22 protein-coding genes are annotated in these 26070 nt (G+C 73.3%); 8 read left to right on the plus strand and 14 right to left on the minus strand.

Annotation, left to right across the window (positions count from 1 at the left end; genetic code table 11):
• Nucleotides 1–202: 202 nt before the first annotated feature.
• A complete protein-coding gene (locus AB0M39_RS26865; RefSeq protein ID WP_365368472.1) occupies nucleotides 203–1090 on the plus strand; it encodes an RICIN domain-containing protein in 888 nt (295 codons plus the stop codon).
• 259 nt (nucleotides 1091–1349) lie between these two features.
• On the opposite strand, the gene AB0M39_RS26870 is transcribed toward AB0M39_RS26865, so the two are convergent.
• A complete protein-coding gene (locus AB0M39_RS26870; protein ID WP_365368473.1) occupies nucleotides 1350–2138 on the minus strand; it encodes a VOC family protein in 789 nt (262 codons plus the stop codon).
• Between the two features lie 164 nt (nucleotides 2139–2302).
• Here AB0M39_RS26870 and AB0M39_RS26875 point away from each other — a divergent pair, with 164 nt between their 5' ends.
• Nucleotides 2303–3925, plus strand: a complete 1623-nt coding sequence (locus AB0M39_RS26875; protein ID WP_365368474.1) for an MFS transporter — start codon at nucleotides 2303–2305, stop codon at nucleotides 3923–3925.
• Between the two features lie 202 nt (nucleotides 3926–4127).
• Here AB0M39_RS26875 and AB0M39_RS26880 read toward each other — a convergent pair whose 3' ends face one another.
• Together AB0M39_RS26880 and AB0M39_RS26885 are read right to left on the minus strand one after the other, a co-directional pair.
• Nucleotides 4128–4727: an NAD(P)H oxidoreductase gene (locus AB0M39_RS26880; RefSeq protein ID WP_365368475.1), complete on the minus strand. Its 600-nt coding sequence runs from the start codon at nucleotides 4725–4727 to the stop codon at nucleotides 4128–4130.
• A 202-nt stretch (nucleotides 4728–4929) separates the two neighbouring features.
• Nucleotides 4930–5697: an SDR family oxidoreductase gene (locus AB0M39_RS26885; RefSeq protein ID WP_365368476.1), complete on the minus strand. Its 768-nt coding sequence runs from the start codon at nucleotides 5695–5697 to the stop codon at nucleotides 4930–4932.
• A gap of 164 nt (nucleotides 5698–5861) precedes the next feature.
• Here AB0M39_RS26885 and AB0M39_RS26890 point away from each other — a divergent pair, with 164 nt between their 5' ends.
• Nucleotides 5862–9071, plus strand: a complete 3210-nt coding sequence (locus AB0M39_RS26890) for a BTAD domain-containing putative transcriptional regulator (protein ID WP_365368477.1) — start codon at nucleotides 5862–5864, stop codon at nucleotides 9069–9071.
• An 80-nt stretch (nucleotides 9072–9151) separates the two neighbouring features.
• Here AB0M39_RS26890 and AB0M39_RS26895 read toward each other — a convergent pair whose 3' ends face one another.
• The 3 genes from AB0M39_RS26895 to AB0M39_RS26905 all read right to left on the minus strand — a co-directional run bounded on the left by AB0M39_RS26895 (nucleotide 9152) and on the right by AB0M39_RS26905 (nucleotide 12245).
• Nucleotides 9152–9811 (minus strand): hypothetical protein, encoded by a 660-nt coding sequence (locus AB0M39_RS26895; RefSeq protein WP_365368478.1) that lies wholly within the window; start codon nucleotides 9809–9811, stop codon nucleotides 9152–9154.
• Between the two features lie 84 nt (nucleotides 9812–9895).
• Nucleotides 9896–10939, minus strand: coding sequence for a rod shape-determining protein (locus AB0M39_RS26900; RefSeq protein ID WP_365368479.1), 1044 nt, complete (start codon nucleotides 10937–10939; stop codon nucleotides 9896–9898).
• A gap of 739 nt (nucleotides 10940–11678) precedes the next feature.
• Nucleotides 11679–12245 carry a hypothetical protein gene (locus AB0M39_RS26905; protein ID WP_365368480.1) on the minus strand — a complete coding sequence of 189 codons (567 nt, stop codon included), beginning with the start codon at nucleotides 12243–12245 and terminating at the stop codon, nucleotides 11679–11681.
• A 133-nt stretch (nucleotides 12246–12378) separates the two neighbouring features.
• On the opposite strand from AB0M39_RS26905, the gene AB0M39_RS26910 reads away from it, so the two are divergent.
• A complete protein-coding gene (locus AB0M39_RS26910; RefSeq protein ID WP_365368481.1) occupies nucleotides 12379–13128 on the plus strand; it encodes a hypothetical protein in 750 nt (249 codons plus the stop codon).
• Nucleotides 13129–13405: 277 nt separating this feature from the next.
• Here AB0M39_RS26910 and AB0M39_RS26915 read toward each other — a convergent pair whose 3' ends face one another.
• Nucleotides 13406–13840, minus strand: a complete 435-nt coding sequence (locus AB0M39_RS26915; RefSeq protein ID WP_365368482.1) for a MarR family transcriptional regulator — start codon at nucleotides 13838–13840, stop codon at nucleotides 13406–13408.
• 91 nt (nucleotides 13841–13931) lie between these two features.
• Between AB0M39_RS26915 and AB0M39_RS26920 the strand changes: the two genes are divergently transcribed.
• The gene (locus tag AB0M39_RS26920; protein ID WP_365368483.1) at nucleotides 13932–14951 is read left to right on the plus strand and encodes an NADP-dependent oxidoreductase; all 1020 of its coding nucleotides are present in this window, start codon (nucleotides 13932–13934) and stop codon (nucleotides 14949–14951) included.
• A gap of 65 nt (nucleotides 14952–15016) precedes the next feature.
• Nucleotides 15017–15439, plus strand: coding sequence for an organic hydroperoxide resistance protein (locus tag AB0M39_RS26925; RefSeq protein ID WP_365368484.1), 423 nt, complete (start codon nucleotides 15017–15019; stop codon nucleotides 15437–15439).
• A 282-nt stretch (nucleotides 15440–15721) separates the two neighbouring features.
• Here AB0M39_RS26925 and AB0M39_RS26930 read toward each other — a convergent pair whose 3' ends face one another.
• Nucleotides 15722–18283: a M14 family zinc carboxypeptidase gene (locus tag AB0M39_RS26930; protein ID WP_365368486.1), complete on the minus strand. Its 2562-nt coding sequence runs from the start codon at nucleotides 18281–18283 to the stop codon at nucleotides 15722–15724.
• A gap of 158 nt (nucleotides 18284–18441) precedes the next feature.
• On the opposite strand from AB0M39_RS26930, the gene AB0M39_RS26935 reads away from it, so the two are divergent.
• Entirely contained in the window at nucleotides 18442–19278 is an 837-nt protein-coding gene (locus AB0M39_RS26935; RefSeq protein ID WP_365368487.1) for an EI24 domain-containing protein, read from the plus strand.
• Between the two features lie 45 nt (nucleotides 19279–19323).
• On the opposite strand, the gene AB0M39_RS26940 is transcribed toward AB0M39_RS26935, so the two are convergent.
• The 3 genes from AB0M39_RS26940 to AB0M39_RS26950 form a co-directional block, all read right to left on the minus strand.
• The gene (locus AB0M39_RS26940) at nucleotides 19324–20067 is read right to left on the minus strand and encodes a carbon-nitrogen hydrolase family protein (protein WP_365368489.1); all 744 of its coding nucleotides are present in this window, start codon (nucleotides 20065–20067) and stop codon (nucleotides 19324–19326) included.
• Between the two features lie 151 nt (nucleotides 20068–20218).
• Nucleotides 20219–21499 (minus strand): pyroglutamyl peptidase, encoded by a 1281-nt coding sequence (locus tag AB0M39_RS26945; RefSeq protein WP_365368490.1) that lies wholly within the window; start codon nucleotides 21497–21499, stop codon nucleotides 20219–20221.
• 125 nt (nucleotides 21500–21624) lie between these two features.
• Nucleotides 21625–22533: an SGNH/GDSL hydrolase family protein gene (locus tag AB0M39_RS26950; RefSeq protein ID WP_365368491.1), complete on the minus strand. Its 909-nt coding sequence runs from the start codon at nucleotides 22531–22533 to the stop codon at nucleotides 21625–21627.
• Between the two features lie 259 nt (nucleotides 22534–22792).
• Here AB0M39_RS26950 and AB0M39_RS26955 point away from each other — a divergent pair, with 259 nt between their 5' ends.
• Entirely contained in the window at nucleotides 22793–23287 is a 495-nt protein-coding gene (locus AB0M39_RS26955) for a DUF3145 domain-containing protein (protein ID WP_365368492.1), read from the plus strand.
• Nucleotides 23288–23408: 121 nt separating this feature from the next.
• On the opposite strand, the gene fabF is transcribed toward AB0M39_RS26955, so the two are convergent.
• From fabF to AB0M39_RS26970, 3 genes are all read right to left on the minus strand, one after another.
• A complete protein-coding gene (gene fabF / locus AB0M39_RS26960; RefSeq protein ID WP_365368493.1) occupies nucleotides 23409–24671 on the minus strand; it encodes a beta-ketoacyl-ACP synthase II in 1263 nt (420 codons plus the stop codon).
• Nucleotides 24672–24749: 78 nt separating this feature from the next.
• Entirely contained in the window at nucleotides 24750–24998 is a 249-nt protein-coding gene (locus AB0M39_RS26965) for an acyl carrier protein (protein ID WP_365368494.1), read from the minus strand.
• Between the two features lie 57 nt (nucleotides 24999–25055).
• Complete coding sequence (locus AB0M39_RS26970; RefSeq protein WP_365368495.1) at nucleotides 25056–26057, minus strand: ketoacyl-ACP synthase III; 1002 nt, start codon at nucleotides 26055–26057, stop codon at nucleotides 25056–25058.
• Between the last annotated feature and the right edge of the window lie 13 nt (nucleotides 26058–26070).

The raw sequence follows: 26070 nt of genomic DNA on the forward strand, positions 1-26070 counted from the left end.
CAGCGCCTTGCGGGAGCGCTCGGCGCCCGAGATCCCGAGGATCTCCAGGGGCAGTTCGACGTTGTCCTTGACGGTGCGCGTCTCCCGCGCCGGTGAGGATCGCGCGGGGCTCGCGACCGCGCTGCTCGTCGTGGCCGTCGTCGTGAGCGCCTGGTCCGGAGGCGACGACGGCGACCGGGCACAGCCGGGCGCGCCCGGCGGCATGGTCTCCAACACCGTCCCCGGCGCCGCCGGCCCGTCGCCGTCCGCCCCCGCGCCGGAGCCGTCGGCCACCTCGGCCGGCCTGCCGACCGGCCCGGTCAACACCCGGCTGCGCAACGCCGAGAGCGACCTCTGCCTCGACGTCCGCGACGGGCGGGCCGTCGCCGGCGCCGAGGCGACGATGGCGGACTGCACATCGGGCCAGACCCAGAAGTGGGTGTACGAACAGGACGGGCTGCTGCGCAGCGCCGCCGCGCCCGACCTCTGCCTCAGCTCCCACGAGATCGACGGGGTCTCCGTCCTCGACGCCTGCTCCGTCGGCTCGGCCCCGAACGCCGGGGACGTCCGCTACGACCTGACCATCCAGGGCAATGTCATCCCCCGCTGGAACGAGGGGCTGGCGCTGGTCCCGGCCTCCGTCGACCGCGGCGCCAAGGTGGTCGTCAAGGTCCGCGACGGATCGCAGGCCCAGCGGTGGGCGACCGACGGCCTCAACGCCGCGCCCAGGATCCAGCCGGACGGCTCGACCGGCGCGCCGACCACGGCGGAGGTCAACGTCCCGCCCGAGCCGCGCGCCGGCCGCTCGCACAAGCCGCGGCGCGAGCACGGGGACGCCAGGCCAGGCCCCAGGCCGAAGCGGGAGCGCGACAGCCAGCCGCCGGGGCACAGCGTGCGCCGCGTCGGCGGCGCGGAGCGGGCGGCCGACGCCGCGCTCGGACCCGCCCCCGCTCCCTCGCCCGTACCGCCGCCGAGGCGCGTGCCCGAGCGGGAGGCGGCGCTCCCGGACGGCCGGGCGGCACTGCCCACGCTGACCTCGCGGGACGCGATGAAGCCGCCGCCCGGCGGGCCGATGGGCAGGGGGCGGCCGATTCGGGGGGCCGCCGACTGAACGGGGGAGTAGGAGAGGGGAGGAGACGCTTGGGCTTCAAGGGAGACGCTCGGGCTTCAGGCACCCTCGGGCCTTGGGCTTCGGGCGGCTCGGGGTCGGGGCGGTCTCGGGCTTCGGACGGCTCAGGGTCCGGGCGGTCTCGGGCCTCGGGCGGCTCGGGGTCCGGGCGGTCTCGGGCCTCAGGGGGTCTGGGCGCGGGGTGAGCCAGCCTCAGTCCACCCCGCGTCTCACACGTACGCCGCTCTCACGCGAACACTGGCTACGCGAACTCCGGCATCTCGCCCCCGGTCGTCGTCAGGTCAATGACGGAGAACACCGCCCCCTGCTGGTCCTCGACCACCGCGAACCGGCCGAAGGGCGTGGTCATCGGCCCGTTGTGCAGCTTCCCGCCCAGCCGCGAGACCGTGGCGACGGCGGCGTCGCAGTCCTCCACGGCGAAGTACACATTGACGAACGGCCGTGCCTCGTGGGGGAAGTCCGACGACATCTTGAACCGGCCCGCGACCGGCTGGCCGCCGATGTGCCAGAGCTTGAAGTCCTCGGTCTCGTGCTTCATGGTCTTCACCTCGAAGGGGAAGACGCTCGGGAAGAAGTGGTCCGCCTTCTCGACGTCCCGCGTGGTCACCTCGGACCACGCGTACGCCCCCGGCGCGCTGGTCTTCTCGAAGCCCTCGTGGCTGCCGGACTGCCAGGCGCTGAAGAACGCGCCGCTGGGGTCCTCGGCGGTCACCATCGTGCCGTAGTCGCCCACCGGCATCGGGTCCATCAGCAGCGCGCCGCCGTTGTCGCGGATCTTCTCGGCCGTCGCGGCGATGTCCGGGGCGGCGAAGTACAGGTTCCAGGAGGGCGGGCCGCCCATGCCGGGCATCTGCGGGACGACGGCGGCCACGGCCTTGCCGTCCGAGAACGCCTGCGTATAGCCGCCGAACTCCACCGAGCCCTCGGCGTACGTCCAGCCGAGCAGCTCGCCGTAGAAACTCTTCGCGGCGGCCAGGTCGGGGAACATCGCGTCGACCCAGCAGGGCGTGCCTTCCGGTAGCGCGGCCATGGCTTCCAGCCTCCCGTCCGAGGGCTCTGAGGTTTATCTCGCGTCTTTCACGCCATTCGACCTCACGCTATTCGCCCGGGCCGCACAACGCCCCTCGACGCGTCCGAACACCACCGCAACACCATCCGAGCCGGGTCCGAAGCGCCGTCCCGCACGGTGCTGCCATGACTTCCAAGACCTCCCCTTCTCCTTCCCCCACAGCCCGGGCGGCAGCCGGGGCGCGGCAGTGGATCGGCCTCGCCGTCCTGCTGCTGCCCGTCACCCTGATGACCGCCGACCTCGGCGTCCTATGGCTCGCAACCCCCTATCTCGCCGCCGATCTGCGGCCCACCAGCGCCGAACTGCTGTGGACCACCGACGTCTACGGATTCCTCACGGCGGGCACGCTGGTGATCATGGGCACGCTCGGCGACCGCGTCGGGCGGCGCAAGCTGCTGATGGCGGGCTCCCTGGCGTTCATCGCGGCCTCGCTGCTCGCGGCGTACGCGCCGAACCCCGAGGTGCTCATCGCCGCCCGCGCGGTGCTCGGCGTCGCCGGCGCCGCCGTGCTGCCCTCCACCCTCGCGCTGATCAGCCATATGTTCGCCGACCCCCGGCAGCGGGCCACCGCCATCGCGATGTGGGTGACCGCGCTCTCGGTCGGGCTCGCGATCGGGCCGGTGATCGGCGGGGTGCTGCTGGCGAGCTGGTGGTGGGGGTCCGTGTTCCTGATCGGCGTGCCGGTGATGGTGCTCGCCCTGGTCGCGGCGCCCGTACTGCTGCCCGAGTACCGCGACCCGGCCGCCGGGCGGCTGGACCTGCTGAGCGTGGCGCTGTTCCTGCTGGCCGTGCTGCCCGCGGTGTACGGAGTGAAGAAGCTGGCCGAGCACGGCCTCGGGCTCGCCACCGGCGTCGCGTTCGCGCTGGGCGCCGGCTTCGGCGTCGCCTTCGTCCGCAGGCAGGGACAGCTGGCCGTCCCGCTGCTCGACCTGCGGCTGTTCCGCGACCGCGCCTTCGCCGGGGCCCTGCTGACGCTTCTGTTCGGGATGCTCGCCCTCAACGGAGTGGAGTACCTCGTACCGCAGTATCTGCAGGCCGTGGCCGAACTGTCGCCGCTGGAGGCCGGGCTGTGGCTGCTGCCCGGAGCGGCGGGCCTGATCGCGGGCTCCCAGCTGACCCCGGTCCTGGCACGGCGGACGCGACCGGCGTACGTCCTGGTCGGCGGGGCGCTCGTGGCCCTCGTCGGGTACGCCGTGCTGGCCGTCGGCACGGGGGTCGCGGTCCTCGCCCTCGGCCTGGCCGTGATCATGTTCGGCGCGGCGCCGGTCAGCGTCCTCGGCACCGCCCTGGCCGTCGGGTCGGCGCCGGCCGAGAAGGCGGGCGCGGCCGCCGCCACCGGCCAGACCGCGTACGACCTGGGCCTCGCCCTCGGCATCGCCGTCACCGGAAGCGTCGCGGTCGCCGTGTACCGCGACGAGATCCCCTCGGCCGCCCCCGAGCAGGCCCGCGACACCCTGGGCGGCGCGGCCGCCGCGGCGGAGCGGCTGTCGGGGACGGCGGGCGAGGAGCTGCTGGCGGTGGCGCGGGAGGCGTTCACGTCCGGGTTCCACACCGCGGCCGTCGTCAGCGCCGGGTTCGCGCTGGTGACGGCGGTGCTGGCGGCGACGCTGCTGAGGCACATCCCCGCGATCTCGGCGGGCGAGGCGGGGGAGGCCGGGGAGGTCGCGGAGACTGCCGTGGTGGATGTGGCGGCTGAGGCGAAGGAGGGCGGCGAGCGCGTCGGGGAGACGGTCGGAGACCCTGCCTAGCGCGTCACCCCACCCCGGAAGCATCCCTGACACCCCGGAAGCGTCCCTGCCGACGGCGGCCTCGGCCCCGCAGACAGGGACGCTTCCGCGTTTCTGCCCTCTGTCCTGCTGCTCTTCTGCCCTTCTGCACCTCTGCCCTTCTGATAAGACTGCGCCCCGCCCGCCGAGGGTCCGGCGGGCGGGGCGCAGTCTCACAGGGCGGTCAGGCGCGGAACTCCGCCAGCGTGGCGTCCGCCTCCGCGAGGATCTCCTCGACCCGGGCGGGCCGCAGCGCGGCGGGCACGCCGCTGAGCTCGGTGTCGTGGAGCAGCCGCACCGACGTCTGCCGTACGCCGCAGAACTCGCCCACCCCCACCCGGAGTTGGTGCTCCATGGAGCCGCCGAGCCCGCTCTTCGCGTACTCCTTCGCGGAGCCGCCCGCGAGGCCCAGCCACAGCATCCGCTTCCCGGCGAGGCGCGGCTTGCTCCGCCCGTACGCGAAGCCGTAGTTCCACACCCGGTCGATCCAGCCTTTGACGACGGCGGGCGGGGCGTACCACCAGACGGGGAAGACCACGACGATCTCGTCGGCGGCCAGGACGCGGCCCATGTGGGCGCGGACCTCGGGGGAGTACGTCTTCTCGCGGTCCTCCCAGTCGGGTTCGTCGGCCGGGGTCAGTCGGGGGTCGAAGTCCTCGGCGTACAGGTCGAGCAGATCGACCGTGCGGCCCTCCGCCTCCAGACGGCGGTGTACGCGGCCGGCGACCTGGGCGGTGAGCGAGTCGGCGCGGGGGTGGGCCAGGACCAGCAGGGTGTGGGACATGGGTCTGCTCCTCGGATGGGTGTGGGCGCGCGGAATCGCGGGGCGCGCCGCATTGCGGGGCGCGTGGAATTGCGGCGCGTGGAATAGAAGGAAGCCCGGCCGCTGCGAGTGCGTGCAGCGGCCGGGCGCGGTTCGGTGAGTCAGCGGGGCGGTGAGTCAGGGGGGAGCCAGGGGCGGTGAACCAGGGGGACGGGTGGGCAGGTCAGATGCCGAGGCCGGAGCCGCCGCTCGCGTCGATGTTCTGGCCGGTCACCCAGCGCGCGTCGGGCGAGGCGAGGAAGCCGACCACGTCGGCGACGTCTCCGGGCTGCCCCACCCGGTTGAAGACCGAGAAGGCCGCGGCGGCCGCCTTCGCGTCGGCGTCCGCCATCCACGGGTGGATGTCGGTCTCGATGGTGCCGGGCGAGACGGCGTTGACGGTGATGCCGCGGGCGCCGAGCGTCTGCGCGAGTGTGAGCGTCAGCACCTCGACCGCGCCCTTGCTCGCCGCGTACGACGTCATCCCGGGGAAGGCGACCTTGGTGACGCCTGAGGAGATGTTGACGATGCGGCCGCCGTCGCGGAGCCGGTCGAGGCCCTTCTGGACGATGAAGAAGGGGGCCTTGGCGTTCACGGCGAAGACGCGGTCGTAGTCCGCCTCGGAGACCTCGTGGATCAGGCCGGGGCCGGCGATGCCCGCGTTGTTGACGATGATGTCCACGCCGTCGGCGTGCTCGTCGAACGCCCGCCACAGCGTCTCCGCGTCGCCGGGGACGCCCAGCTCGGCGCGGATCGCGAAGGCCTGGCCGCCCGCCTCCTCGATCGCGGCCACGGTCTCCTTCGCCGCCGCGTCGTTGGCGGCGTAGTGCACGGCGACCCGTGCGCCGTCGGCGGCCAGGCGCAGGGCGATGCTCCGGCCGATGCCGCGGCTGGCGCCGGTGACGAGGGCGGTCTTGCCGGCGAGCTTGGCGGGGGTGTCGATACGGCTCATGTCGGGGCTCCTCGGTGGTGTTGGTCCGCTGTGCCGCGGGGGTTGTGTCCGTCCGCTGTGCTGCGGGCTGGGACCAACCATCCGGCGTGCCGCTTCGGGTTCGGCTCGGATGGTGTTACGGCCCTGTTCGGGGGCGAGTTAGGGCCCCGGGTTACGGTGACGCCATGAAATTCGGGGTGTTGGGGGAAGTGGCCGTCTGGACGTCCGACGGCCGGCCCGTACGGGTTCCCGAGCTCAAGGTCCGCACCCTGCTCGCCTCGCTCCTCGTCGACGCGGGCCGCCCCGTCGCCGCCCACCGCCTCATCGACGACCTCTGGGGCGAGGAGCCGCCCGGCAACCCCGCCCGCGCCCTTCAGGCGAAGGTCTCCCAGCTGCGCCGCGTCCTGGAGGAGGCGGAGGCGGGGGGCCGCGAGCTGGTGGTCTCCCGTGCGCCCGGCTATCTCCTCGCGGCGGGCGCCGGCGCGCTCGACACCGACCGGTTCGCGGAACTGGCCGCCCGGGCGAGAGCCGCGGAGACCCCGCGGGCCAGGGCCGCCCTGCTGAACGACGCGCTCGCGCTGTGGCGGGGGCCCGCGTTCGCCGACTTCGCCGACGAGGCCTTCGCCCGGGCGGCCGTGAACCGGCTGGAGGAGGAGCGGCTGGCCGTACTGGAGGACCAGGCCGATGCGCGCCTCGCCGACGGCGAACACGCCCTGCTCGTAAGCGAGTTGGCGGAACTGGTGGAGCTCCATCCGCTGCGCGAGCGGCTGCGCGCCGTCCAGCTCAGAGCGCTGTACCGGGCGGGCCGCCAGAGCGAGGCGCTGGCCGGGTACGAAGAGCTGCGCGCCCGGCTCGCCGACGAGCTGGGCCTCGACCCGAGCCCCGAACTGGCTGCCCTCCAGCAGGCGATGCTCCAACAGGCCCCCGAGCTGGAGGCGCCGCCCGCCGCGCCCGTCGCGGTGCGCCGCCGTACGAATCTCCTCGCGCCGCTCTCCGGGCTGATCGGCCGCGAGAGCGCGGTGGACGAGGTGTGCGAGCTGCTCGGGACCCGCCGCCTCGTCACGCTCACCGGGCCGGGCGGGGTCGGCAAGACCCGTCTCGCGCTCGCCGCGGCCGGACGGCTCGCCGGGACCTTCCCCGACGGCGAGTGGATGGTCGAACTCGCCGGAGCCAGCGGCGACTTGGCCGACGTCGTCGCCGGGGCGCTGGACCTGCGGGACGACGGCGTCTGGGGCGAGGCGGAGCGCCGCGGCCCCGGCGAACGGCTCGCCGAGGTGCTGCGCGACAAGCGGCTCCTGCTCGTCCTCGACAACTGCGAGCAGGTCGTCGACGAGGTGGCGGCCCTCGCCGAGCTGCTGCTGCGCACGGCCCCCTCGCTCACCGTCCTGACGACCAGCCAGGAGGCGCTGGCACTGGCCGGCGAGACCCTGTGGCAGGTGCCGCCGCTCACCGAGCAGGGGGCGGTCGAACTGTTCACCGCACGGGCCTCGGCCGCCGCGCCCGGCAACACGGCGATCGACCCGTCCGACCAGGCCGCGACCGCGGCCGTGGCCGCGATCTGCCGCCGCCTGGACGGACTGCCGCTCGCCCTGGAACTCGCCGCGACCCGCGTGCGGGCGCTGGGAGTGCACCGGCTGCTGGAGCGCCTCGACGACCGCTTCCGCCTGCTCAGCTCCGGCCGGCGCGGCGCGCCCGCCCGGCAGCAGACCCTCCGCGCGATGATCGACTGGAGCTGGGAGCTGCTGGCCGAGCCCGAGCGCACCGTCCTGCGCCGGCTCGCCGTCCACGCGGAGGGCTGCGGCCTGGAGGCGGCGGAGGAGGTCTGCGCGGGCGACGGCGTGGCGCCGCAGGACGTACTGGACCTGCTGATCCGCCTCGTCGACCGGTCCCTGGTCGTGGCCGGCGAGACCCCCGACGGCCCGCGCTACCGGCTGCTGGAGTCGGTCTCGGCGTACTGCACGGAGCGGATGCGGGAGGCGGGGGAGTACGAGGACGTACGGACCAGGCATCTGGCCTTCTACACCTCGCTGGCCCGCCAGGCCGAGCCGCGGCTGCGCGGCCACGACCAGCGGGAGTGGCTGCGGCGACTCGACGCGGAGACCGCGAACCTGCGCGGCGCGCTGGAGACGGCGGCGGCCCAGAAGGCCCCCGAGCATGCGCTGCGCCTGGCCGACGCGCTGAGCTGGTACTGGATTCTGCGCGGCCGCCTCGGCGAGGCGAGCCGCGCGACGGGGGCGGCGCTGGACGTCGCGAGGGGCGCGGGGGACGCCGGGGCCGGTGTGCCGCCCGAGCTGCTGGCCAAGGTCGTCGTCTGGCACACCGGGATCGTCGTCCTGACCGGAGACGGCACGGACCGGGCCCAGCGGATCGCCGCGGCGCTCACGGCGTACGAGCAGGTGGACGAGCAGGTGGACGACTCCGCCGGGCTCGCCTGGGCGCGGTGGTTCCTCTCCCACGCCCTGGGCGGCACCGGCGACCTGACCGAGGGGAGCGCGCTGACCGAGCGCGCCCTCGACGGGTTCCGGGCGCTCGGCGACGCGTGGGGGGCCGCGGCCGCGCTCGCCGACCGCTCCGTTCAGCGGCTCCTCGGCGGAGACCTCGCCGGGGCGGAGGACGACGCGTCTGCCAGCGCCGACCTCTTCGCCGAAGTAGGCGACTCCTGCGGGCGGCTGTGGTCCGTCTACCCGCTCGCCTCGGTCGCCGAGATCCGCGGCGACTACCGGCGCGCGGGGCAGCTCCAGCGCTCCGGGCTGTGGACCGCGCAGGACTTCGGGCTCTCCACCCAGGCCGCCGACCTGCTCTCCGGCCTCGGGCGGACCGCGCTGCTCACCGGCGACCTGGCACAGGCCCGCGAGTACCACGAGCGCTCCCGGGCCGGCGCGGCCGAACTGGGCTTCCGCGCGGGGGAGATCAACGCGGAGCTCGGCCTCGGCCTCGGCGCGCGCAGGGAGGGGCTCCTGGAGGAGGCCGAGGAACGTCTGCGGACGGTCCTGGAGTGGCACCGCCAGGTGGGCCTCGACGGCGCGAACGCCCTGATCCACGCGGAACTGGGCTTCATCGCCGAGCTGCGCGGCGACGCGGCCGCCGCGCTGGCCCGCCAACAGGAGGGCTACAGCACGGCCCTGACGACCGGCGACCCGCGCGCGGTCGCCCTCGCCCTGGAGGGGCTGGCCGGCGCACACGCCCTCACCGGCGAACCGGCGCGCGCCGCCCGACTGCTGGGCGCGGCGTCCACGGCCCGCGCCTCCACGGGCGCACCGCTGCCGCCTGCGGAACGCACCGACGTGGACCGCATCACGCGCCGGGCACGCGAGGCGCTGGGCGAGGGGGAGTTCGAAGCGGAGTTCGCCCGCGGGGCGGAGACGGACGCGAGCGCGGTGTACGCGACGGGCTAGCGGCGTAGGAGCCGTCGTCGGACGCGTCCGTCGTGGACCGCGGGCGACGCGCTCGGCGAGGGGCGGCTCGTGTGGCGGGGCTACGGGAGAGGGAGCGCGACCTTCACCGCGTACACGGCGACGAGGCCGAACCCGATCCGGAACGTCCAGGCGCGGGCCGTCGCCGAGATCCGGGCGCCGGCGAAGCCGCTGGCCGCGACCAGCAGCTGCTGCCAGCCGAAGGAGGCGACGAAGACGCCGCCCACGAAGACCGCGCCGGCCGCGGGGCCGGTGAGGGCGGCGCCCTGTGCGGTGGTGAGGGCGGCGAAGTAGAGCGCGGTGGTGGGGTTGATCAGGGTGAGCGCGGCGAACCGGGTGAACGTCCGCACGGGTCCGCCTCCCGATGCGGCGCCCGCGTCCGTGCCGGTCCCGGACTCCGGCCCGGCGGCGGATCCGGCTGCGGATCCGGCGCCGCGCCGGGAGGCCAGCAGGCCGCGCACCGCGATGGCCATGAGCACCGCCGCCGCTACCAGCCGGACCCAGGCCTCCACGCCGGAGAGGGCGGAGGAGACGAGCGGGCCGAGGGCGGTGGCGACGGCCGCGTACGCGAGGTCGACCACGGCCACGGCGGACGCGGCGGCGACGGCATGACGGCGGTCGCGCATGCCCTCCTGGACCAGGAGCACGCCCATCGCACCGATGGGCACGGCTACGCCCAGGCCGGCCACGGCGCCGGACACCCCGGTGGTCCACAAGCTCATGCGTGCCACTGTCGGCCCTGCCCGCCGGCCCGCGCACCTGAATTTCCCGGGGGCGGAGGGGGCCCCGGGGTCTTGCCCGCCCCCTCAGTCGGCGTCGGCGAGGGGGTCGAGGACCATCGGCTGGATCTTGCCCTCCAGCATGGCGCCGAGGCCGAGTACGGCGCAGACGTCCGGGCGTTCGGCGATGTGCACCGGCATTCCGGTGGCGTCCCGGAGCATCTGGTCCAGGCCCGGCAGCAGCGCGCTGCCGCCGACCATCATGATCCCGCGGTCGGCGAGATCGGCGACCAGATCGGGCGGGCAGTCCCTGAGGACCTTGCCGATGCCGTCGAGCACGGAGGTCAGCGGGGTGTGGATGGCGTCGCGTACGGCGGCGGTGTCGACGCGCACGGAACGGGCGAGCCCGGTGGCCACGTCCCGCCCGTGGATCTCGGTGGACTCCGGGCCCTGGGTGGTGAGGCCGTTGCCGTGCAGGGCCAGTTGGAGGGGGCGTACGGACTGGCTGGGCAGCATCAGTTCGTGCTGGTGGCGCAGGTGCTGGATCACGGCGTGGTCGATGGCGTTGCCGCCCACCGGGATCCGTTCGGCCGTCACGATCGCGCCCAGCGAGAGCACCGCGACCTGAGTGGTCGCCGCGCCGCACACCATGATCATGGTTGCGGTGGGCTGCTCGACGGGCAGTCCGCAGCCGACGGCCGCGGCGATCAGGGTGTCGACCAGCTCGACCCGGCGGGCGCCGAGGCCGACGAGGGTCTCGACGGCGGCGCGCTGGGCGAGCGGGTCGCTGTCGTGCGGGGTGCAGGCGGCGGCGCGCAGCCGCGGCTTGCGGCGGAGCTGGCGGCGGAGCTTCTCGCCGAGGAGGTGACGGAGCATCCGCTGGGCCATCTCGATGTCGACGACGGTGCCGCCGGCGATGGGGCGGGCGACGCGGATGTAGTCGGGCGTGCGGCCCGTCATCTTCTCGGCGAACGAGCCGACCGCGATCAACGCGCCGGTGCGGGTGTTCACGGCGGCGACGCTCGGCTCGTCGACGACGAGCCCGGCCCCCTTGACGAAGACCCGCGTCCTGGCGGCCCCCAGGTCGACGGCGACATGGCAACGGCGCAGCTGCTCAAGGCTGACGGTCACGGCAGAACCTCCCGAGTGCGGTACTTGTTCGCATCGTCTGATCGCGAGGCGCCCGGCGCGCGCTGGGTGAGCCGGTCGGGGGTACGGAGCTGACGCCCCGCCAGATCCGTTCCCTCATCTGGCGGCCCCCGCCCCCGCCCACTTCAGCCGCGCGGGCGTGCCTTCAGCCGGTCCGGCGTTCGGAGAGGGTCCTGACCGGGGTGCCCACTCCAGCCGGTCCGGCGTTTGAGGACGGACCTCTGCTCGGGGTTGCCCGGGCTATCCGCGTGATCCCGCTCCAGCCGGTCCGGCGTTTGAGGACGCACCTCGGCTGGGGTGCCCGGGCTATCCGCGCGGGCGTGCCCAAGCCGGTCCGGCGTCTGAGGACGCACCTCGGCCCGGGCTGCCGGGGCTATCCGCGTGGGCCGGTTCAGCCGGTCCGGCGTTTGAGGACGTACCTCTGCTCGGGGTTGCCCGGGCTATCCGCGTGGGCCGGGTTCAGCCGGTCCGGCGTTTGAGGACGCACCTCGGCCGGGGCTGCCGGGGCTATCCGCGTGGGCCGGGTTCAGCCGGTCCGGCGTTTGAGGACGGGCCTCTGCTCGGGGTTGCCCGGGCTATCCGCGTGGGCCGGGTTCAGCCGGTCCGGCGTTTGAGGACGCACCTCAGCCGGGGTGCCCGGGCTGTCCGCGGGGGCGTGCCTTCAGCCGGTCCGGCGTTTGAGGACGGACCTCCGCCCGGGGATGCCCGAGCCACCCACCCACTACAACACCCTCTGCAGCAACCCCCACGTAAACTCCGCCACCACCCTCTCCCCCTCCCCCACCGTCAGCTCCAGCCGCCACCTCGTCGGCGCCGAACCCTCCATCGGCCGCGCCGGCGGGAACGCCCTCGCCGCCTCGTCCACCGTGCACGACCACGGCGTCAGGTCGTCCGCCGTCCGCAGCTCGGGGCCCGGCGCCCCCGGGGCCCGTACCAGCCACTCGTTCCACACCGCCCCGCCTTCCGCCGCCAGCACCTCGAACCGGAGATCGGGCCAGAGCGGCACCGGCCACAGCAGCGCGTCGCACTCGAGGTCGCCGATCCGCCGCCGTTCGACCCGCTCCGGCTCGCGGAGCACCGAGCGGTACCGGGCCAGCGCGCCGCGCCTGCCGCGCCCGTGGACCATCGCCTGCCAGCGGCGATTCGCCTCGCGCATCTCGCCGACGGACGCGCCCAGCCTCTGGCGGGCGTCCTCCACGAGCCCGGGCTGGTGGTCGGCCATGCGGCGCAGGAGCACCAGCTGGAAGTCGAGAGGGCCGAAGGGGGCGGGAGTGGTCATGCCCGACATCCTGCCCCGCCGGGGCCTGCCGCAAGGGCGTCAACTCCGCACAGCCGACCCGATCCGGAAGTGAAGATTCCACACAGGATCCTCACAGCCCCACCTACTGTTGGTTCGCGGCGCCGCATAGCCTGCGGACGCCATGGATTACTGCCACTCGTGCCGACGGCACCTCAACGGCGCTCTGGCGTGTGCCGGGTGCGGTACGCCGGCTGAGGAGCTTCGACGTACCGATTTCAGCCAGCCCGCGGCGGACACCGTCTTCGAACTCGACGAGGTGTCCGAGCCCGCGCCGCCCCGCCGTGCGCGCCGCCAGGCTCAGCCCCCGCCGCGCCGCAAGCCGGCTGGGCGTGCCCGCCGGGCCCGCAAGAGACGCGGCCGCAAGGTGCTGCTCGGCACGTTCGGGCTGGTGCTGGCCGCAGGCGCGCTGAGCCTGGCCGAGCTGGCCATGGAGAGCCCTGGAGACGACGGCGCGGCGACCGCTGTGAAAGAGGACGCGACGGTCGAGACGGAGGACGCGCCGGAGCCCGACGGCCCCGACGAGACTCCGCAGGGTCCGGAGCCGGTGACCGACCCGGTCGCCTCGACGTCCGCGTCCAAACGCCCGACGGGCACGGGCAGCACGGGCGCCGGCGCGGGTACCGGCGCCGGCGGCCCCGCCAAGGGCCCGGGGGCAGGCGGCCCGGGGGCCACCGCCTCCGGCCCCGCCAAGGGTTCTCCCTCCGCTTCCGCGTCCCCCGACCCGTCCGGCAGCGCCTCCCCGTCGTCCTCCGACGACCCGCCGACCGGCGACGACCCGCCGAGCAAGTCTCCGCTGCCCGCTCCCGCGCCGCCCGAGCCGGAGCCGAGCCCGACCGAGACGTGCGACCGGTTCCTGTGGTGGTGCATCTAGCGGTGCGTCGAGCGGCGCCCGGGGCGCCGCCGAAGAACCGGCCGCCCGGTCGTCCGACCGCCTAGACGCCTACGACAGCCCCTACGGCCCTCGGCGTCCACGACAGCCCCTCGGTCCTCGACGTCCAAGGGCGGGCCAAGCCCTACGGCACCTCGACGGCGCCTCGGCGCCTGCGGAAGCCCGACGCCCCCTCGACGTCCGTCCGCGAGTCAGCCGGCCACCCTGCCGCGCCTCGACGCCCGCGACGGGGCCACCCCTCCGCCCCCGACGGACCCCCCTACCGCCCCTCAACCCCCAGCATCCGCTGCAGCAGATCCCGCAGCACCCTGCGCTCCTCCTCGCTCAGCTGCGCCAGCGGCTCGCGTGCGAAGTCCAGCGAGTCCCGCAGCCGGCGCGCCGTCCCCCGCCCCTCCTCCGTGGCGGCCGCGATCTTGACCCTGCGGTCGTTCGGGTCGGGCCGCCGCTCCACCAGGCCCCTCGCTTCCAGCCGGTCCACGATGCCCGTGATGTTCGACGGCTCGCACTTGAGCCGCTGTGCGATGCGGCGCATGGGCGTGGGCTCCACGGCGAGCAGCGCCAGGACCCGCGCCTGGGTCCCGGTGAGGGCGTGCTTCGCTGCGGCCTGCTCGTACTCCGCGTGGTAGCGGGCTACGACGGTGCCGATCAGCTCGACGACTTCGAAGGTGAGTGGATCAGTGCGGGAAGCGGCCATGAGGTCGAGGATACCCAGATACTTGACAACATGAAATATCTAGGTCCATGGTTGTTTCACCTAGTGAAGCATTTCAAGGAGGCACCGCAGCATGTCGAAACTTCCCGCATCCAGCCGCGAATGGCACCTGGTCGCCCGCCCCCACGGCTGGCCCAAGGCGGAGGACTTCGCTCTGCGTGAGGCCCAGGTGACCGAGCCGGCCGAGGGTCGCGTCCTCGTGCGCAATCTGCACTTCTCGGTCGACCCGTACATGCGCGGCCGGATGAACGACGTGAAGTCGTACGTCCCGCCCTTCCAGCTCGACCAGCCCATGGAGGGCGGCGCGGTCGGCGAGATCGTCGCCTCCAACGCCGAGGGCTTCGCCGTCGGCGACTACGTCCTGCACGGCCTGGGCTGGCGCGAGTACGCCGACGTGCCCGCGAAGCACGCCACCAAGGTCGACCCCTCGCTCGCCCCGCTCTCCGCGTACCTCGGCGTGCTCGGCATGACCGGCCTCACCGCCTACGCCGGCCTCTTCGACGTCGCCTCCTTCAAGGAGGGCGACACGGTCTTCGTCTCCGGCGCGGCCGGCGCGGTCGGCAGCCAGGTCGGCCAGATGGCGAAGCTGAAGGGCGCCTCCCGCGTCATCGGCTCCGCCGGCTCCGACGAGAAGGTCAAGCTGCTCACCGAGGAGTACGGCTTCGACGCCGCGTTCAACTACAAGAGCGGCCCGGTCGGCGAGCAGCTGAAGGCGGCCGCCCCCGACGGCATCGACGTCTACTTCGACAACGTCGGCGGGGACCACCTCGAGGCCGCGATCTCCTCGTTCAACGTGAACGGCCGCGCGACCATCTGCGGCATGATCGCCCAGTACAACAACACCGAGCCGACCCCCGGCCCGCGCAACCTCGCGCTGGTCATCGGCAAGCGGCTGCGTCTGCAGGGCATGCTCGTCAACGACCACGCGGCGCTCCAGCCGCAGTTCGTCCAGGAGGTCTCCGCCTGGATCCGCTCCGGCGAGCTGAAGTACGACGAGACGGTCGTCGAGGGCATCGAGAACGGCTTCGAGGCCTTCCTCGGCCTGCTGCGCGGCGAGAACACCGGGAAGATGATCGTTTCGCTGACCCGCTAGTCTCGACCCGAGCCGCCGCGGTCGTGGGCGCGAGCCGCGGTGAACCAGCAGGAGGAAACCTCTACATGTCCATCCAGCACTCCGACGTCCTCTACACCGCCGTCGCCACCGCGGAGAACGGCCGCGACGGCCGCGTCGCCACGCACGACGGCCAGCTCGACGTCGTCGTCAACCCGCCGAAGGAGATGGGCGGCTCCGGCGCGGGCACCAACCCGGAGCAGCTCTTCGCCGCCGGCTACAGCGCCTGCTTCCAGGGTGCGCTGGGTGTCGTCGCCCGCCAGGAGAACGCCGACGTCTCCGGCGCGACCGTCACCGCCGAGGTCGGCATCGGCAAGAACGACGACGGCTTCGGGATCATCGTCAAGATCTCGGCGACCATCCCGAACGTCGACGCCGCCACCGCGAAGGACCTGATCGAGAAGGCCCACCAGGTCTGCCCGTACTCCAAGGCGACCCGCGGCAACATCACGGTCGACCTCGCGGTCTGATCGGTCTGATCGCCGGCTGATCCCGGTGTGATCGCCGTCTCGCCCCGTGAGGGTCCCCCCGGACGAAGTCTGGGGGAGATTGAGGCGCGGGGTCCGGGGCAGCGCCCCGCGGGCCGCCCGCACAGGGGCACGCACCCCCGGCCCCGGGGGCCACGCCCCCGTGCGATCGCCGAGGCGTTCCGCGCGAGCGGCGTTCCGCACAAGCGGCCGAGGGCCGCACCCCCGCGGGGGTGCGGCCCTCAGCCGTGAGCACGCTCAGCGCCGCCCCCTCGGCGGCGGCCGTCACAGCAGCAGCGCCCTGCCGAGCTGCGCGAAGAGCCCCTTCGGATGGTCGCGGAACAGCGGCTCGGTGCCGAACAGCACCACATCCGCGCCCCGCGCGCTCACCCCGCTGACGACCGCCGCCTTGCCGGCCGCGTCCTTCGGGCCGCCCGTGCCGTCCTCCGACGGCCGCCAGTGCCCGGCCACGAGCGGGTTCCCGGCGCCGTACGACTGCTCGACGCGCACGCCCGGGCCCAGGTCGGTGAACCAGAGCGGGGAGTAGACGAAGGTGCGCGCCGGAGCGCCGCCGGTGACCGGGCTGTTCTTCGCGTTGGCGACCTTGACCACGCCGTTCGCGGACCCGTTCCCCTCGGTCGGCCTGGCCTTGATCAGACCGGCGGCGGCGTTGAAGGCCGCGCCCTGCGAGCCGAGCCCGACCACGGCGCCGCCGCGCGCGAGGAACGCGTCCAGCGCGGTGCGGGCGGCCGGGTTCAGCTTCGCGTAGTCCAGGTCGCTCGACACATACAGCGCGTCCGTCCCCGACCAGTCGTACCCCTCGTTGAGCACGTCGGTCGAGACCGGCTGGACCGGGAAGCCCATCTCGCGCAGCCCGAACAGCTCGCCCGGGCTCACCGCCGCGGCCACCGCGGTCCGGTGCAGCGCGCCCCGGCCCCTCTCCTTCGTGGCCGCGAACGCCACGCCGAGCCGGTCCGCGAGCACGCCCGCCACCCCGCGGGCCGAGCCCGGCACGATCGCCGAGCCGTCCGCCGCGCGCCGCACCCGCACGCCCTGCGCGAGGAGCGAGTTGAGCGCGGCGATCTCCTTCGGGTCGGACAGCCGCAGCCGCAGATCCCCGAACGGGGCGACGTACCCGGTGGGGGAGGCGGCGTGGACCGGGCGCCCCACCACCCGCAGATCGCCCTTGACCGCCTTGTCGACGGTCGCGCCCCACAGCAGCCCCAGGCTCCAGCCCGAGATGTCGTACATCGTGGAGACGTCCGCGCTGATGTCCCGGCCCTCGGCCAGCATCACATTGGCCAGCCCGCGCTTGGGCTGGTGCATGTCGACGACGTACGAGCCGGCCGGATACACGCGCCCCGCCAGCCGGAAGGGCAGCACCGCACGCTCCACGCGTACGTCGTTGGCGACCAGATGGTCCACCAGCCGGGCCGCCGCGGTCGCGCTGCGCTGACCGGCCCCCGCCGGGACGACGTACGCGCGCGGGAAGCGCGTGGTGTAGACGTCCTCAGGGCCGATGCCCGGAACGCCCGGCACGGTCTCCTCGGACACCGGCCGCTGGGCCTCGCCCGCCGCGCCGCGGCGGAAGGTCTCGATCTGGTCGGCGATCACCGAGGAGCGGTGGGCGTCGGTGTACGCCAGCGTCGCGCGCATCGCGGCGCCCGCGACGGCCGTGTTGATCGCGGACCGCCGGCGCAGCTCGGCGACGGGCAGGGAGTCGTACTCCTCGTTGTTCACCGCCATCGGGAACTCGATGGTGTGCGAGGCGACGGCGCCCTGGAAGGGCATGTACTGCGGGGTGAAGATCGGAGGCCAGTCGTCCCAGCCCTCCTTCTGGTCGCGGAAGGGGATGACCGCGGGCTCGACGCCGTCCTTCGCCGGTGTGTAGCCCAGTCCGTTGACGGCCTTCTCCATGCCCAGGGCGTTGGCGTAGGAATTCTTGAGGAAGAGGTCGTACTCGTAGTTCTCGCCGTGCGGGGGAGTCGTCGGCTCGATCAGCGTGCCGTTGACGTATCCGTGCAGGTCGAGCATGACGGCGGGCTGCTTGTCGATGGCGATGTGCTGGATGGCGCGCGCCTCGGGCTGCGAGCCGGTGACGAAGTCCCGGTTCAGGTCGAAGCCGTTCGCGTTGGCGCGGGTGCCGGCGATACGGCCGTCGGGGTTGGCCGTGACGTTGAGGTAGATCCGGTTGCGGCCCAGCAGCTCGGCGGTCTTGCGGTCCTTCTTCTTCGCGAGCTCCTCGATGAGCCGCAGGGCGGCGTCGGCGCCCTCCCACTCGTTGCCGTGGATGTTGTTGTTGATGAAGACCGGCGTCTTGTACGCGGCCTTCACGCGGCGGTCCTTGGCGGCGGCGGCCGGGGAGTTCTCGATCAGCTCCCGCATCCGCTCCTGCTCACGGGCCTGCTGCGCGGTCTCGGGCGCGGTGAGGGTCACCAGATACAGCTCGTGCCCGCCGGCGGAGTGCCCCGCGACCTCGACGCTGACGCGGTCGCCGAGCCGCTGCAGGGCGTTGAGGCGCGGGGCGATCGAGTGGTACGGAGTCAGGCCCAGCTTGATCGACTTGTCGTCCGGGTTCTCGGGCGGGACCTCCAGCCGGGTCCGGCGCGGGTAGCCGCCGCTCCGGGCGAGCTCGGGGGCGGCCGTGGGCGCGGCTCTGAGGGCGTTCGCGGCCACGGACGGGGGCGCCGAGGCGGCGGGCTCGCCGTCGTCGCGCCCGCCTCCCTCCCGTACGGGATACGGCGTCGGGTCGTTGCGGCCGGGGGCGGCGGTGGCCGGGGCGGGGGCGAGGAGGACCGCCGCGGCGAGCGCGGCGGTGGCGATGAGGACGGGGCGGGGCAGGCCCATGCGTACAAAACCTCCATTGGATGATCAGAAGTGATCAGTACGCGGTGTCTACCGTGTCGTCACTCGAACAACAAGAGGGCGCAAGTGCGACGTTGGCCGGCGCGTCCGGACGCGCCGCCCCCGATAATCGGAGCGGCCGCCCCCGATAAACTGTGCGTATGCGTGATCTTGGGGTGGGCTTCGGCTACTTGATGAAGGGCCAGCGCTGGGTCGGCGGGCACGGCCGGCAGCTCGGCTGGGGCCTGCTGCCCGGCCTGGTGACACTGGTGCTGTACGCGGCGGCGCTGTTCGGCCTCGCCTATGGAGCGGACGATCTGACCGCGTGGGCGACGCCGTTCGCCGACGACTGGTCCTCGCCGTGGCAGGGGGCCTTCCGCGGCTTCTTGACCGCCCTGCTCTTCGTCTTCGGGCTGTTCCTGGCGGTCATCACCTTCACCGCGGTGACGCTGCTGGTCGGCCAGCCGTTCTACGAGTCGCTCTCGGAGGCGGTCGACCGCAGCGAGGGCGGCGAGGTCCCCGAGTCGGGGCTGCCGCTCTGGCGCGAGCTGTGGATCTCGGCCCGCGACTCAATGCGGGTGGTGGCACGCGTGGTGCTGTACGGCGTGCTGCTCTTCGCGCTCGGCTTCATCCCGGTCGTCGGGCAGACCGTGGTCCCGGCGATCGCCTTCTGCGTCTCGGGCTTCTTCCTGGCGGAGGAGCTGACGGCCGTGGCCCTTCAGCGACGCGGCGTCGAGCTGAAGGAGCGACTGGCGCTGCTGCGGGGGCGCCGGATGATGACGCTGGGCTTCGGCGTGCCGCTGGCGCTGGCCTTCGTGGTCCCGTTCGTGGCGGTGTTCCTGATGCCGGGCGCGGTGGCGGGAGCGACGCTGATGGTCCGCGACCTGGTGGACCCGCCCGCGGACCGCGAGCCGTCCGCCGCCGCGGCCGGTTCGACGGCGGGGGCGCAGGGAGCCCCGGGAGCGCCGGGATCGCCGTACAGCTTCGGCAAGAACTGACCGCCTGAGGGGCCGACGGACTCGGCCGGAGCCGGACGAACGGACTCAGCGGGAGGCGGTGCCGGCGCCGGACGAGAGGTCGAGCTCGGCGAGCACGAACCCGGGCGCGTCCGCGCCCGCGTCGGCGATCAGGCCGCCGTCCGGCCCCCAGACGCCGCTGTGGCCCCGGCACTCCCCGGCGTCGCTGGGCCCGACGAGGTTGCCGAGGACGACGTACAGCCCGTTGTCCCGGGCCCGGACGGGATAGACGACGTCGAACGAGTCGTTACCGATCTCGAGCGCGGAACTCGCGATGTACAGCCGGCAGCCGTCGGCGCGGGCGCGCTCGGCGAGCTCCGGGAAGCGGTTGTCGTAGCAGACGGCGAGCGCGCACAAGACCCCGTCGACGCTGAACCGTCCGTCGGTCGTGCCCGGCTCGAACAGGTCGATCTCGACTCCGTGCAGATGCCGTTTGTCGTAGCGGGCCAGCAGCCGGCCGTCGCCCCCGAAGACGAGGGAGGCGATCTGCGGCCGCCCGTGCGCGCCCTGGGCGACGCAGTTGACGACGGCGACGGCGCCGGTCGCCCGACAGGCCTCCCGCAGGGGCTCCAGGCGCGGATCGTCCTCGCTGACCCACAGCCCCGGATCAGCCGCGATGATCTTCAGCTCGTACCCGGTGAGGACCAGCTCCCCGAACACGACGAGCCGGGCGCCTCGCGTGCCTGCCTCGCGGACGAGCCCCTGCACGGCGTGGACGTTGCTCTCGACGTCTCCGGGTATGGGCGTGATCTGGGCGGCAGCGACGATCATGCTCCCCATCATGCCCCGTCCCTCCGCGAACATCCGCCTCCGCTTCTCGCCGCCCGGCGCGGTCCGCGCGCAGTCCGCGAGCCACGTCCCCGGGCGCCGGGCAGGGGACGCGACACGCCCAGCGCCCCGCCCCGCGCCCCCGCCCCCCGTCCTACGCGTTGTCCGCCGCGACCCGGATGATCTCGCGGACCTGGGCGATGATGTCCAGCCGGTTGCGGACGAAGTCCGGGTCCGTGATCTCCGTCGTGTTGCCCGCGCCGAACTGGAGCACCGGCGTGTGCACATGGCCGCCCGGGATCTTCAGGCCCAGCCGGTCCCGCAGCAGCGTCGCGCGGTAGGCGATCTCGTTCGACAGGTAGTCGCCGCCGCCTCCCGCGCGCGCCGTCGAGCCCGCCGTCGGGCCCTCGGGGCGCACCACCGGCGTGCTCCCGCCCGCCGGGATCTCCGTCACCGACGTGTTGTCGTACACCGGGAAGCGGCCCGTCTGCGCCGCGACGATCGCCTGGTACGGCAGGCTCGTCGCCGTCCACTGCGGCTGCGACGCCGGGTCGCTCACCGGCACCGTCCCCGTCCGCGACACGTTCTCGTTGTCCCCGAACCCGCCCCGCCACGCCCCGTTGAAGCGCTCGACGTCGACCCGGCCCACCCGGCCCTGGCTCACCGTCGTGAACAGGTCCGCCTCGGGCAGCCGGCCGCGCAGCGTCCGCTCGACCGTGCCGTCCGCGAAGTCCTGCCAGCGCACCGGGAAGACCGCCGTCTCGATCCGGGCCCGCTGCCCGTCCGCTGTGCGGATCCACGTCCCGTCCAGCGCGAGCGCGGTGGCCCCCGACGGATTGCTGATCCGCACGTCCCGGTCCAGCGTGAACGGGTCGAAGCCGGTCATCACGATCCGCTTGACGCCCTTCCCCGCCGGGAAGTCCATCGCGTCCTGCCCACGCGACCCGCGCTCCAGGCGGTCCAGGAGACGGGCCCGCTGATCCGGCGAGAGCCCGAACTCCGGCTCCCACTGCCGAAGCTCGCTGGTCAGCGCCAGCCGCGCCCAGTACAGCGGCCGGTCGTCGTCCCGGCTCAGATCGCCTCCGGCCGGCCCCCGGCCCTGCGCCCGGTCCACCGCCTGCTCCCACAGACGCGCCCCGTGCCGTACGACCGCCCGCTCGGCCTGCTCGTACGACCGCGCCCGCCCCAGCTCCCGCTGGAGCCTCGGCGCGACCGCGTCGAATCCGCTGCGCCGCAGGATCTCCTGCGGCGCCGCCCGGCCCAGCCGCTGCTCCTCGACCGTCGGCGGAAGCGGCGCCGAGGCCTGGGCGGGGGCCGGGGGCTGAGCCCGAGCCGCGGGATCGGCCGCGGCCGACGGGCCCGCCCCCACGGTGAGCGCGGCGGAGGCGAGCAGAGCGACGCCGAGTGCGTCCAGGCGGGCGCGTATCCGAGACACGAGGTTCCTTCCGGTCGGGTGGCGGAAGTATCGCCTTCCTCCAACGGCCGTGGCTAGCACGTCACTTCAGCCACACCCGCGCCACGGAACCCGTACCCAGCCCTTCGCGTCAGAGCGTCAGACGCTCATCGGGGCGGCTCCGAGGCCGTCACATTGCGGTACGCGATCTCCGCGAGCTGCTCCTGGCCGTTCCTGCTGGGGTGGAACCAGTCCCAGCGGCTCAACTGCTTCCCGCTGAAGCGGTAGTCGAAGACGGCCCCGCCGTCGTACCGGCAGCGCAGGTCCTTCGCGCAGACCTCTTTCAGCACCTCGTTGTACGCCATGACCCGCTCGTGCACGAGCGTCCGCCGCTGCTGCGCCTTCACGCTCACATCGTCCGCGTCGCCGAGCATCGACGCGCAGATCCCCAGCTTCCAGATCTGCTTGCCCAGCGGATCGCCGCGCCCGGTCGACCACAGCCGCTTGAGGTCCGGCACGCTCGACACATACACCTGCGTCTTGGGGGCCGTACGCCGCAGCTTGCCCATCGACTCCTTGAAGGACGCCCGGAACTCGGTGACCGGAGTCATCTGTTCCGGCGTGTCCGCGCAGGCGTCGTTCGCCCCGACCATGACGGTGACCAGGCCGGGCTTCTTCTCAGCGGCGCGGGACATCTGCTCGGGCAGATCGCTGACGTCCGCGCCGGAGCGGGCGAGGTTCCAGCTGCGCTCGGTGAGGCCCGACTCGCCGATCAGACGCAGCGCGAGGCTGCGCACCCTGGCGTCCGTGCCGGTGGCCCAGGACACCTCGGGGCAGTCCGACAGCACCAGGCAGGCGTCGAAGCCACGGGTGATGGAGTCGCCGACGGCGGCGACCGACTCGGGGCTGCGGTCCCACACGGGGGTGGGAGAGGGCCGGGGCCTGGGCGAGCCGTTCCCCCGGGAGTCCGACGAGGAGTCACATGCGGTCGCCAGCACGCCGGTCGCGACGAGAACGGCAGCCGCCAGGGCTGCCGTGGCACGGTGTGAGCGGCGTGTCGTATCGGTCTCCCGCATCCCCTGTTCCCCTCCGATTCGGGGGTCTCTGCCGTCCTGCCGGGTGAAAGCTTGGTGCGTACGGACCCCTGGACCGACGGTACGTCACCCCTCGGCCATCGCCGCACGGTAGCTTTTCCCCGTCGACCCAGAGGCGTGTGCCCATCGGCTTCAGTAAATTACATCACGTCACATGCTGTCCCTTTTGTGGAGATTGACTCCCGATGCTGTTTACTGAGGCCGCTGGGAAGGCGATCCTCGTCCCACACTGGAGGTCCCGGTGACGACACGTGGCGTTCTGTACGTTCACTCCGCACCGCGCGCGCTGTGCCCGCACGTCGAATGGGCGGTCGCGGCAGTGCTAGGCGTGCGGGTCCAGCTCGACTGGATCCGGCAGCCGGCCTCGCCCGGCACCTGGAGAGCGGAGTTCTCCTGGCAGGCGGAGGCGGGAACGGCCTCCAAGCTGGCGTCCGCGCTGCGCGGATGGCAGCTGCTGCGCTTCGAGGTGACCGCGGAGCCCTGCGCGACGGCGGAGGGCGAGCGCTACAGCGCCACGCCGGAGCTCGGCATCTTCCACGCGGTGACCGGCATCCACGGCGACATCCTGATCCCCGAGGACCGGCTGCGGGCGGCGCTGGCGCGGTCGACGCGCGGCGAGACGGACCTGGAGGCGGAGATCGCGAAGCTGCTGGGCAAGCCCTGGGACGACGAGCTGGAGCCCTTCCGCTACGCCGGCGAGGGCGCCCCGGTCCGCTGGCTCCACCAGGTGGTCTGAGAGCCGCGCAGGCGCCCGGCGAGCGACGACGAAGGCCCGCCTCCCCGTCGGGGGAGGCGGGCCTCGCTGTCTGTCGTCAGCGGCCTCGGCGCCCGGCGTCGGCCGGGCGCCCGGTGGGGCCTCAGACCGTGCGGAACGCCAGGACCACGTTGTGGCCGCCGAAGCCGAACGAGTTGTTGATCGCGGCGATCGTGCCCTGCGGAAGCGGGCGCGGCTCGCCGCGGACCACGTCCGCGTCCACCGCCTCGTCCAGCTCCTCGATGTTGATGGTCGGCGGGGCCGTCCGGTGGTGCAGGGCCAGGACCGTGGCGACGGTCTCGATGCCGCCCGCGCCGCCCAGCAGGTGACCCGTCATCGACTTCGTGCCGGAGACCGCCACATGGTCGAGGTCGTCGCCGAGGACCTTGCGCAGCGCCTTGATCTCCGCGACGTCGCCCTGCGGCGTGGACGTCGCGTGCGCGTTGAGGTGCACGACCTCCGAGGCCTTCAGGTCCGTCGAGTCCAGCAGGTTCTGCAGCGCCGTCGCGATGCCCCGGCCGGTCGGCTCGGGCTGGGCGATGTGGTGGCTGTCCGCGGACAGGCCCTGGCCCAGGACCTCGCAGTAGACCCGCGCGCCGCGCCGGGCGGCGTGCTCGGCCGACTCCAGGACGACGACGCCGGCGCCCTCGCCGAGGACGAAGCCGTCACGGCCGGTGTCGTAGGGACGAGACGCCTTCTCGGGCTCGTCGTTGTTCTTGGACATCGCCATCATGTTGGCGAACGCGGCGATGGGCAGCGGGTGGATCGCCGCCTCCGTGCCGCCCGCGACGACGACGTCGGCGCGACCGGTGCGGATCATCTCCACCGCGTAGCCGATCGCCTCCGCGCCGGACGCGCACGCCGAGACCGGAGTGTGCACGCCCGCCTGGGCGTTCACCTCGAGGCCGACGTTCGCGGACGGGCCGTTGGGCATGAGCATGGGCACGGTGTGCGGCGACACACGCCGTACGCCCTTCTCCTTCAGTACGTCGTACTGGTCGAGCAGAGTCGTCACACCGCCGATGCCGGACGCGATGACCGTGCCCAGACGCTCGGGGGTGATCTTGTCGTCCTCGCCGGCGGGGGCCGTGTAGCCCGCGTCCGCCCAGGCCTCGCGCGCCGCGATCAGCGCGAACTGCGCCGAGCGGTCCAGCTTGCGGGCCAGCGGGCGCGGCAGGACGTCGCCCGGGTCGACCGCGGCGGGCGCGGCGATCCGGACCGGAAGGTCGGCGAAACGTTCGCCCTCGAGGGCCTTGACCCCGGAGCGCCCGGCGAGCAGGCCCTCCCAGGTCGATGCGCTGTCGCCACCCAACGGTGTGGTTGCGCCGATACCGGTGACGACCACGGTGCGATTGGTCGAGCTCACAGGAATTCTTTCTCCACGTTTAGAGGGTGCTGAATCTTTTACGACGCCACCGTCAGGTGGCGACAAGCGCGTTCAGGCTCAGGCCTGGTGCTTGAGGATGTAGTCGGCGGCGTCGCCGACCGTCTTGAGGTTCTTGACGTCCTCGTCCGGGATCTTGACGTCGAAGCGCTCTTCGGCGGCGACGACGACCTCGACCATGGACAGCGAGTCGACGTCCAGGTCGTCGGTGAAGGACTTGTCAATCTGGACGTCCTCGACCGGGATGCCGGCGATCTCGTTCACGATCTCCGCGAGACCTTCGACGATCTCTTCCTGAGTGGCGGCCATGTGGCGCTCCTTCGGTGTGTGTCTCAGAGGGTGTGCAAGCCGGAATATCCGGTCTGCCTAGGGGAGGGTAACGACCGACGCGGCGTAGACGAGACCCGCCCCGAAGCCGATGACCAGCGCGGTGTCGCCGCTCTTGGCCTGTCCGGTCGCCAGAAGCCGCTCCATAGCGAGCGGAATCGAGGCGGCCGAGGTGTTGCCGGTGGTCTCCACGTCACGGGCGACCGTGACGTGCTCCGGCAGTTTCAGAGTCTTCACCATCGAGTCGATGATGCGCATGTTCGCCTGGTGCGGGATGAAGACGTCCAGGTCGTCCGCGGTGATCCCGGCCGCGTCGAGCGCCTGCTGGGCGATCTTCGCCATCTCGAAGACGGCCCAGCGGAACACCGCCTGGCCCTCCTGCGTGATGGCGGGGAACTTCGCGACCTCACCGTCACGGTAGTCCGTCCACGGGACGGTCTGCTTGATCGTGTCGGACTTGTCGCCCTCGGAGCCCCAGACCGTGGGTCCGATCGCGGGCTCTTTCGAGGGGCCGACGACGACCGCGCCGGCGCCGTCGCCGAACAGGAAGGCCGTCGCGCGGTCCTCCAGGTCGGTCAGGTCGCTCAGCCGCTCGACGCCGATGACGAGCACGTACTCCGCCGAGCCCTCGACGACCATGCCCTTGGCGAGGGTCAGCCCGTAGCCGAAGCCCGCGCAGCCGGCGGAGATGTCGAACGCGGCCGGCTTGTTGGCGCCGATCTTGTCCGCGATCTCGGTGGCCACGGCCGGAGTCTGCTTGAAGTGCGAGACCGTGGAGACGATCACGCCGCTGATCTGCTGCGGAGTCAGCCCGGCGTCGGCGATCGCCTTGCCGGCCGCCTCGACCGACATCGCGGTCACGGTCTCCTCGGGGGAGGCCCAGTGGCGGGTGGCGATGCCGGAGCGCGAGCGGATCCACTCGTCGGACGAGTCGATCGTCTCGAGGATCACCTCGTTGGGCACGACCCGGGTCGGGCGGTAGCCGCCCACGCCCATGATGCGCGCGAACGGGGCGCCCTGGCTGGGCTTGATCTTCGACATACGCAACGGCTCC

This window comes from Streptomyces sp. NPDC051907 (assembly GCF_040681075.1).
Classification (GTDB): domain Bacteria; phylum Actinomycetota; class Actinomycetes; order Streptomycetales; family Streptomycetaceae; genus Streptomyces.

What these genes read in the sequence shown, in the direction of transcription:
- AB0M39_RS26865 (WP_365368472.1), top strand. Translation starts at nt 203, where the DNA reads ATGGTCTCCAACACCGTCCCCGGCGCCGCCGGCCCGTCGCCGTCCGCC.
- AB0M39_RS26870 (WP_365368473.1), bottom strand. Translation starts at nt 2,138, where the DNA reads ATGGCCGCGCTACCGGAAGGCACGCCCTGCTGGGTCGACGCGATGTTC.
- AB0M39_RS26875 (WP_365368474.1), top strand. Translation starts at nt 2,303, where the DNA reads ATGACTTCCAAGACCTCCCCTTCTCCTTCCCCCACAGCCCGGGCGGCA.
- AB0M39_RS26880 (WP_365368475.1), bottom strand. Translation starts at nt 4,727, where the DNA reads ATGTCCCACACCCTGCTGGTCCTGGCCCACCCCCGCGCCGACTCGCTC.
- AB0M39_RS26885 (WP_365368476.1), bottom strand. Translation starts at nt 5,697, where the DNA reads ATGAGCCGTATCGACACCCCCGCCAAGCTCGCCGGCAAGACCGCCCTC.
- AB0M39_RS26890 (WP_365368477.1), top strand. Translation starts at nt 5,862, where the DNA reads ATGAAATTCGGGGTGTTGGGGGAAGTGGCCGTCTGGACGTCCGACGGC.
- AB0M39_RS26895 (WP_365368478.1), bottom strand. Translation starts at nt 9,811, where the DNA reads ATGAGCTTGTGGACCACCGGGGTGTCCGGCGCCGTGGCCGGCCTGGGC.
- AB0M39_RS26905 (WP_365368480.1), bottom strand. Translation starts at nt 12,245, where the DNA reads ATGTCGGGCATGACCACTCCCGCCCCCTTCGGCCCTCTCGACTTCCAG.
- AB0M39_RS26910 (WP_365368481.1), top strand. Translation starts at nt 12,379, where the DNA reads ATGGATTACTGCCACTCGTGCCGACGGCACCTCAACGGCGCTCTGGCG.
- AB0M39_RS26915 (WP_365368482.1), bottom strand. Translation starts at nt 13,840, where the DNA reads ATGGCCGCTTCCCGCACTGATCCACTCACCTTCGAAGTCGTCGAGCTG.
- AB0M39_RS26920 (WP_365368483.1), top strand. Translation starts at nt 13,932, where the DNA reads ATGTCGAAACTTCCCGCATCCAGCCGCGAATGGCACCTGGTCGCCCGC.
- AB0M39_RS26925 (WP_365368484.1), top strand. Translation starts at nt 15,017, where the DNA reads ATGTCCATCCAGCACTCCGACGTCCTCTACACCGCCGTCGCCACCGCG.
- AB0M39_RS26930 (WP_365368486.1), bottom strand. Translation starts at nt 18,283, where the DNA reads ATGGGCCTGCCCCGCCCCGTCCTCATCGCCACCGCCGCGCTCGCCGCG.
- AB0M39_RS26935 (WP_365368487.1), top strand. Translation starts at nt 18,442, where the DNA reads ATGCGTGATCTTGGGGTGGGCTTCGGCTACTTGATGAAGGGCCAGCGC.
- AB0M39_RS26940 (WP_365368489.1), bottom strand. Translation starts at nt 20,067, where the DNA reads ATGATCGTCGCTGCCGCCCAGATCACGCCCATACCCGGAGACGTCGAG.
- AB0M39_RS26950 (WP_365368491.1), bottom strand. Translation starts at nt 22,533, where the DNA reads ATGCGGGAGACCGATACGACACGCCGCTCACACCGTGCCACGGCAGCC.
- AB0M39_RS26965 (WP_365368494.1), bottom strand. Translation starts at nt 24,998, where the DNA reads ATGGCCGCCACTCAGGAAGAGATCGTCGAAGGTCTCGCGGAGATCGTG.
- AB0M39_RS26970 (WP_365368495.1), bottom strand. Translation starts at nt 26,057, where the DNA reads ATGTCGAAGATCAAGCCCAGCCAGGGCGCCCCGTTCGCGCGCATCATG.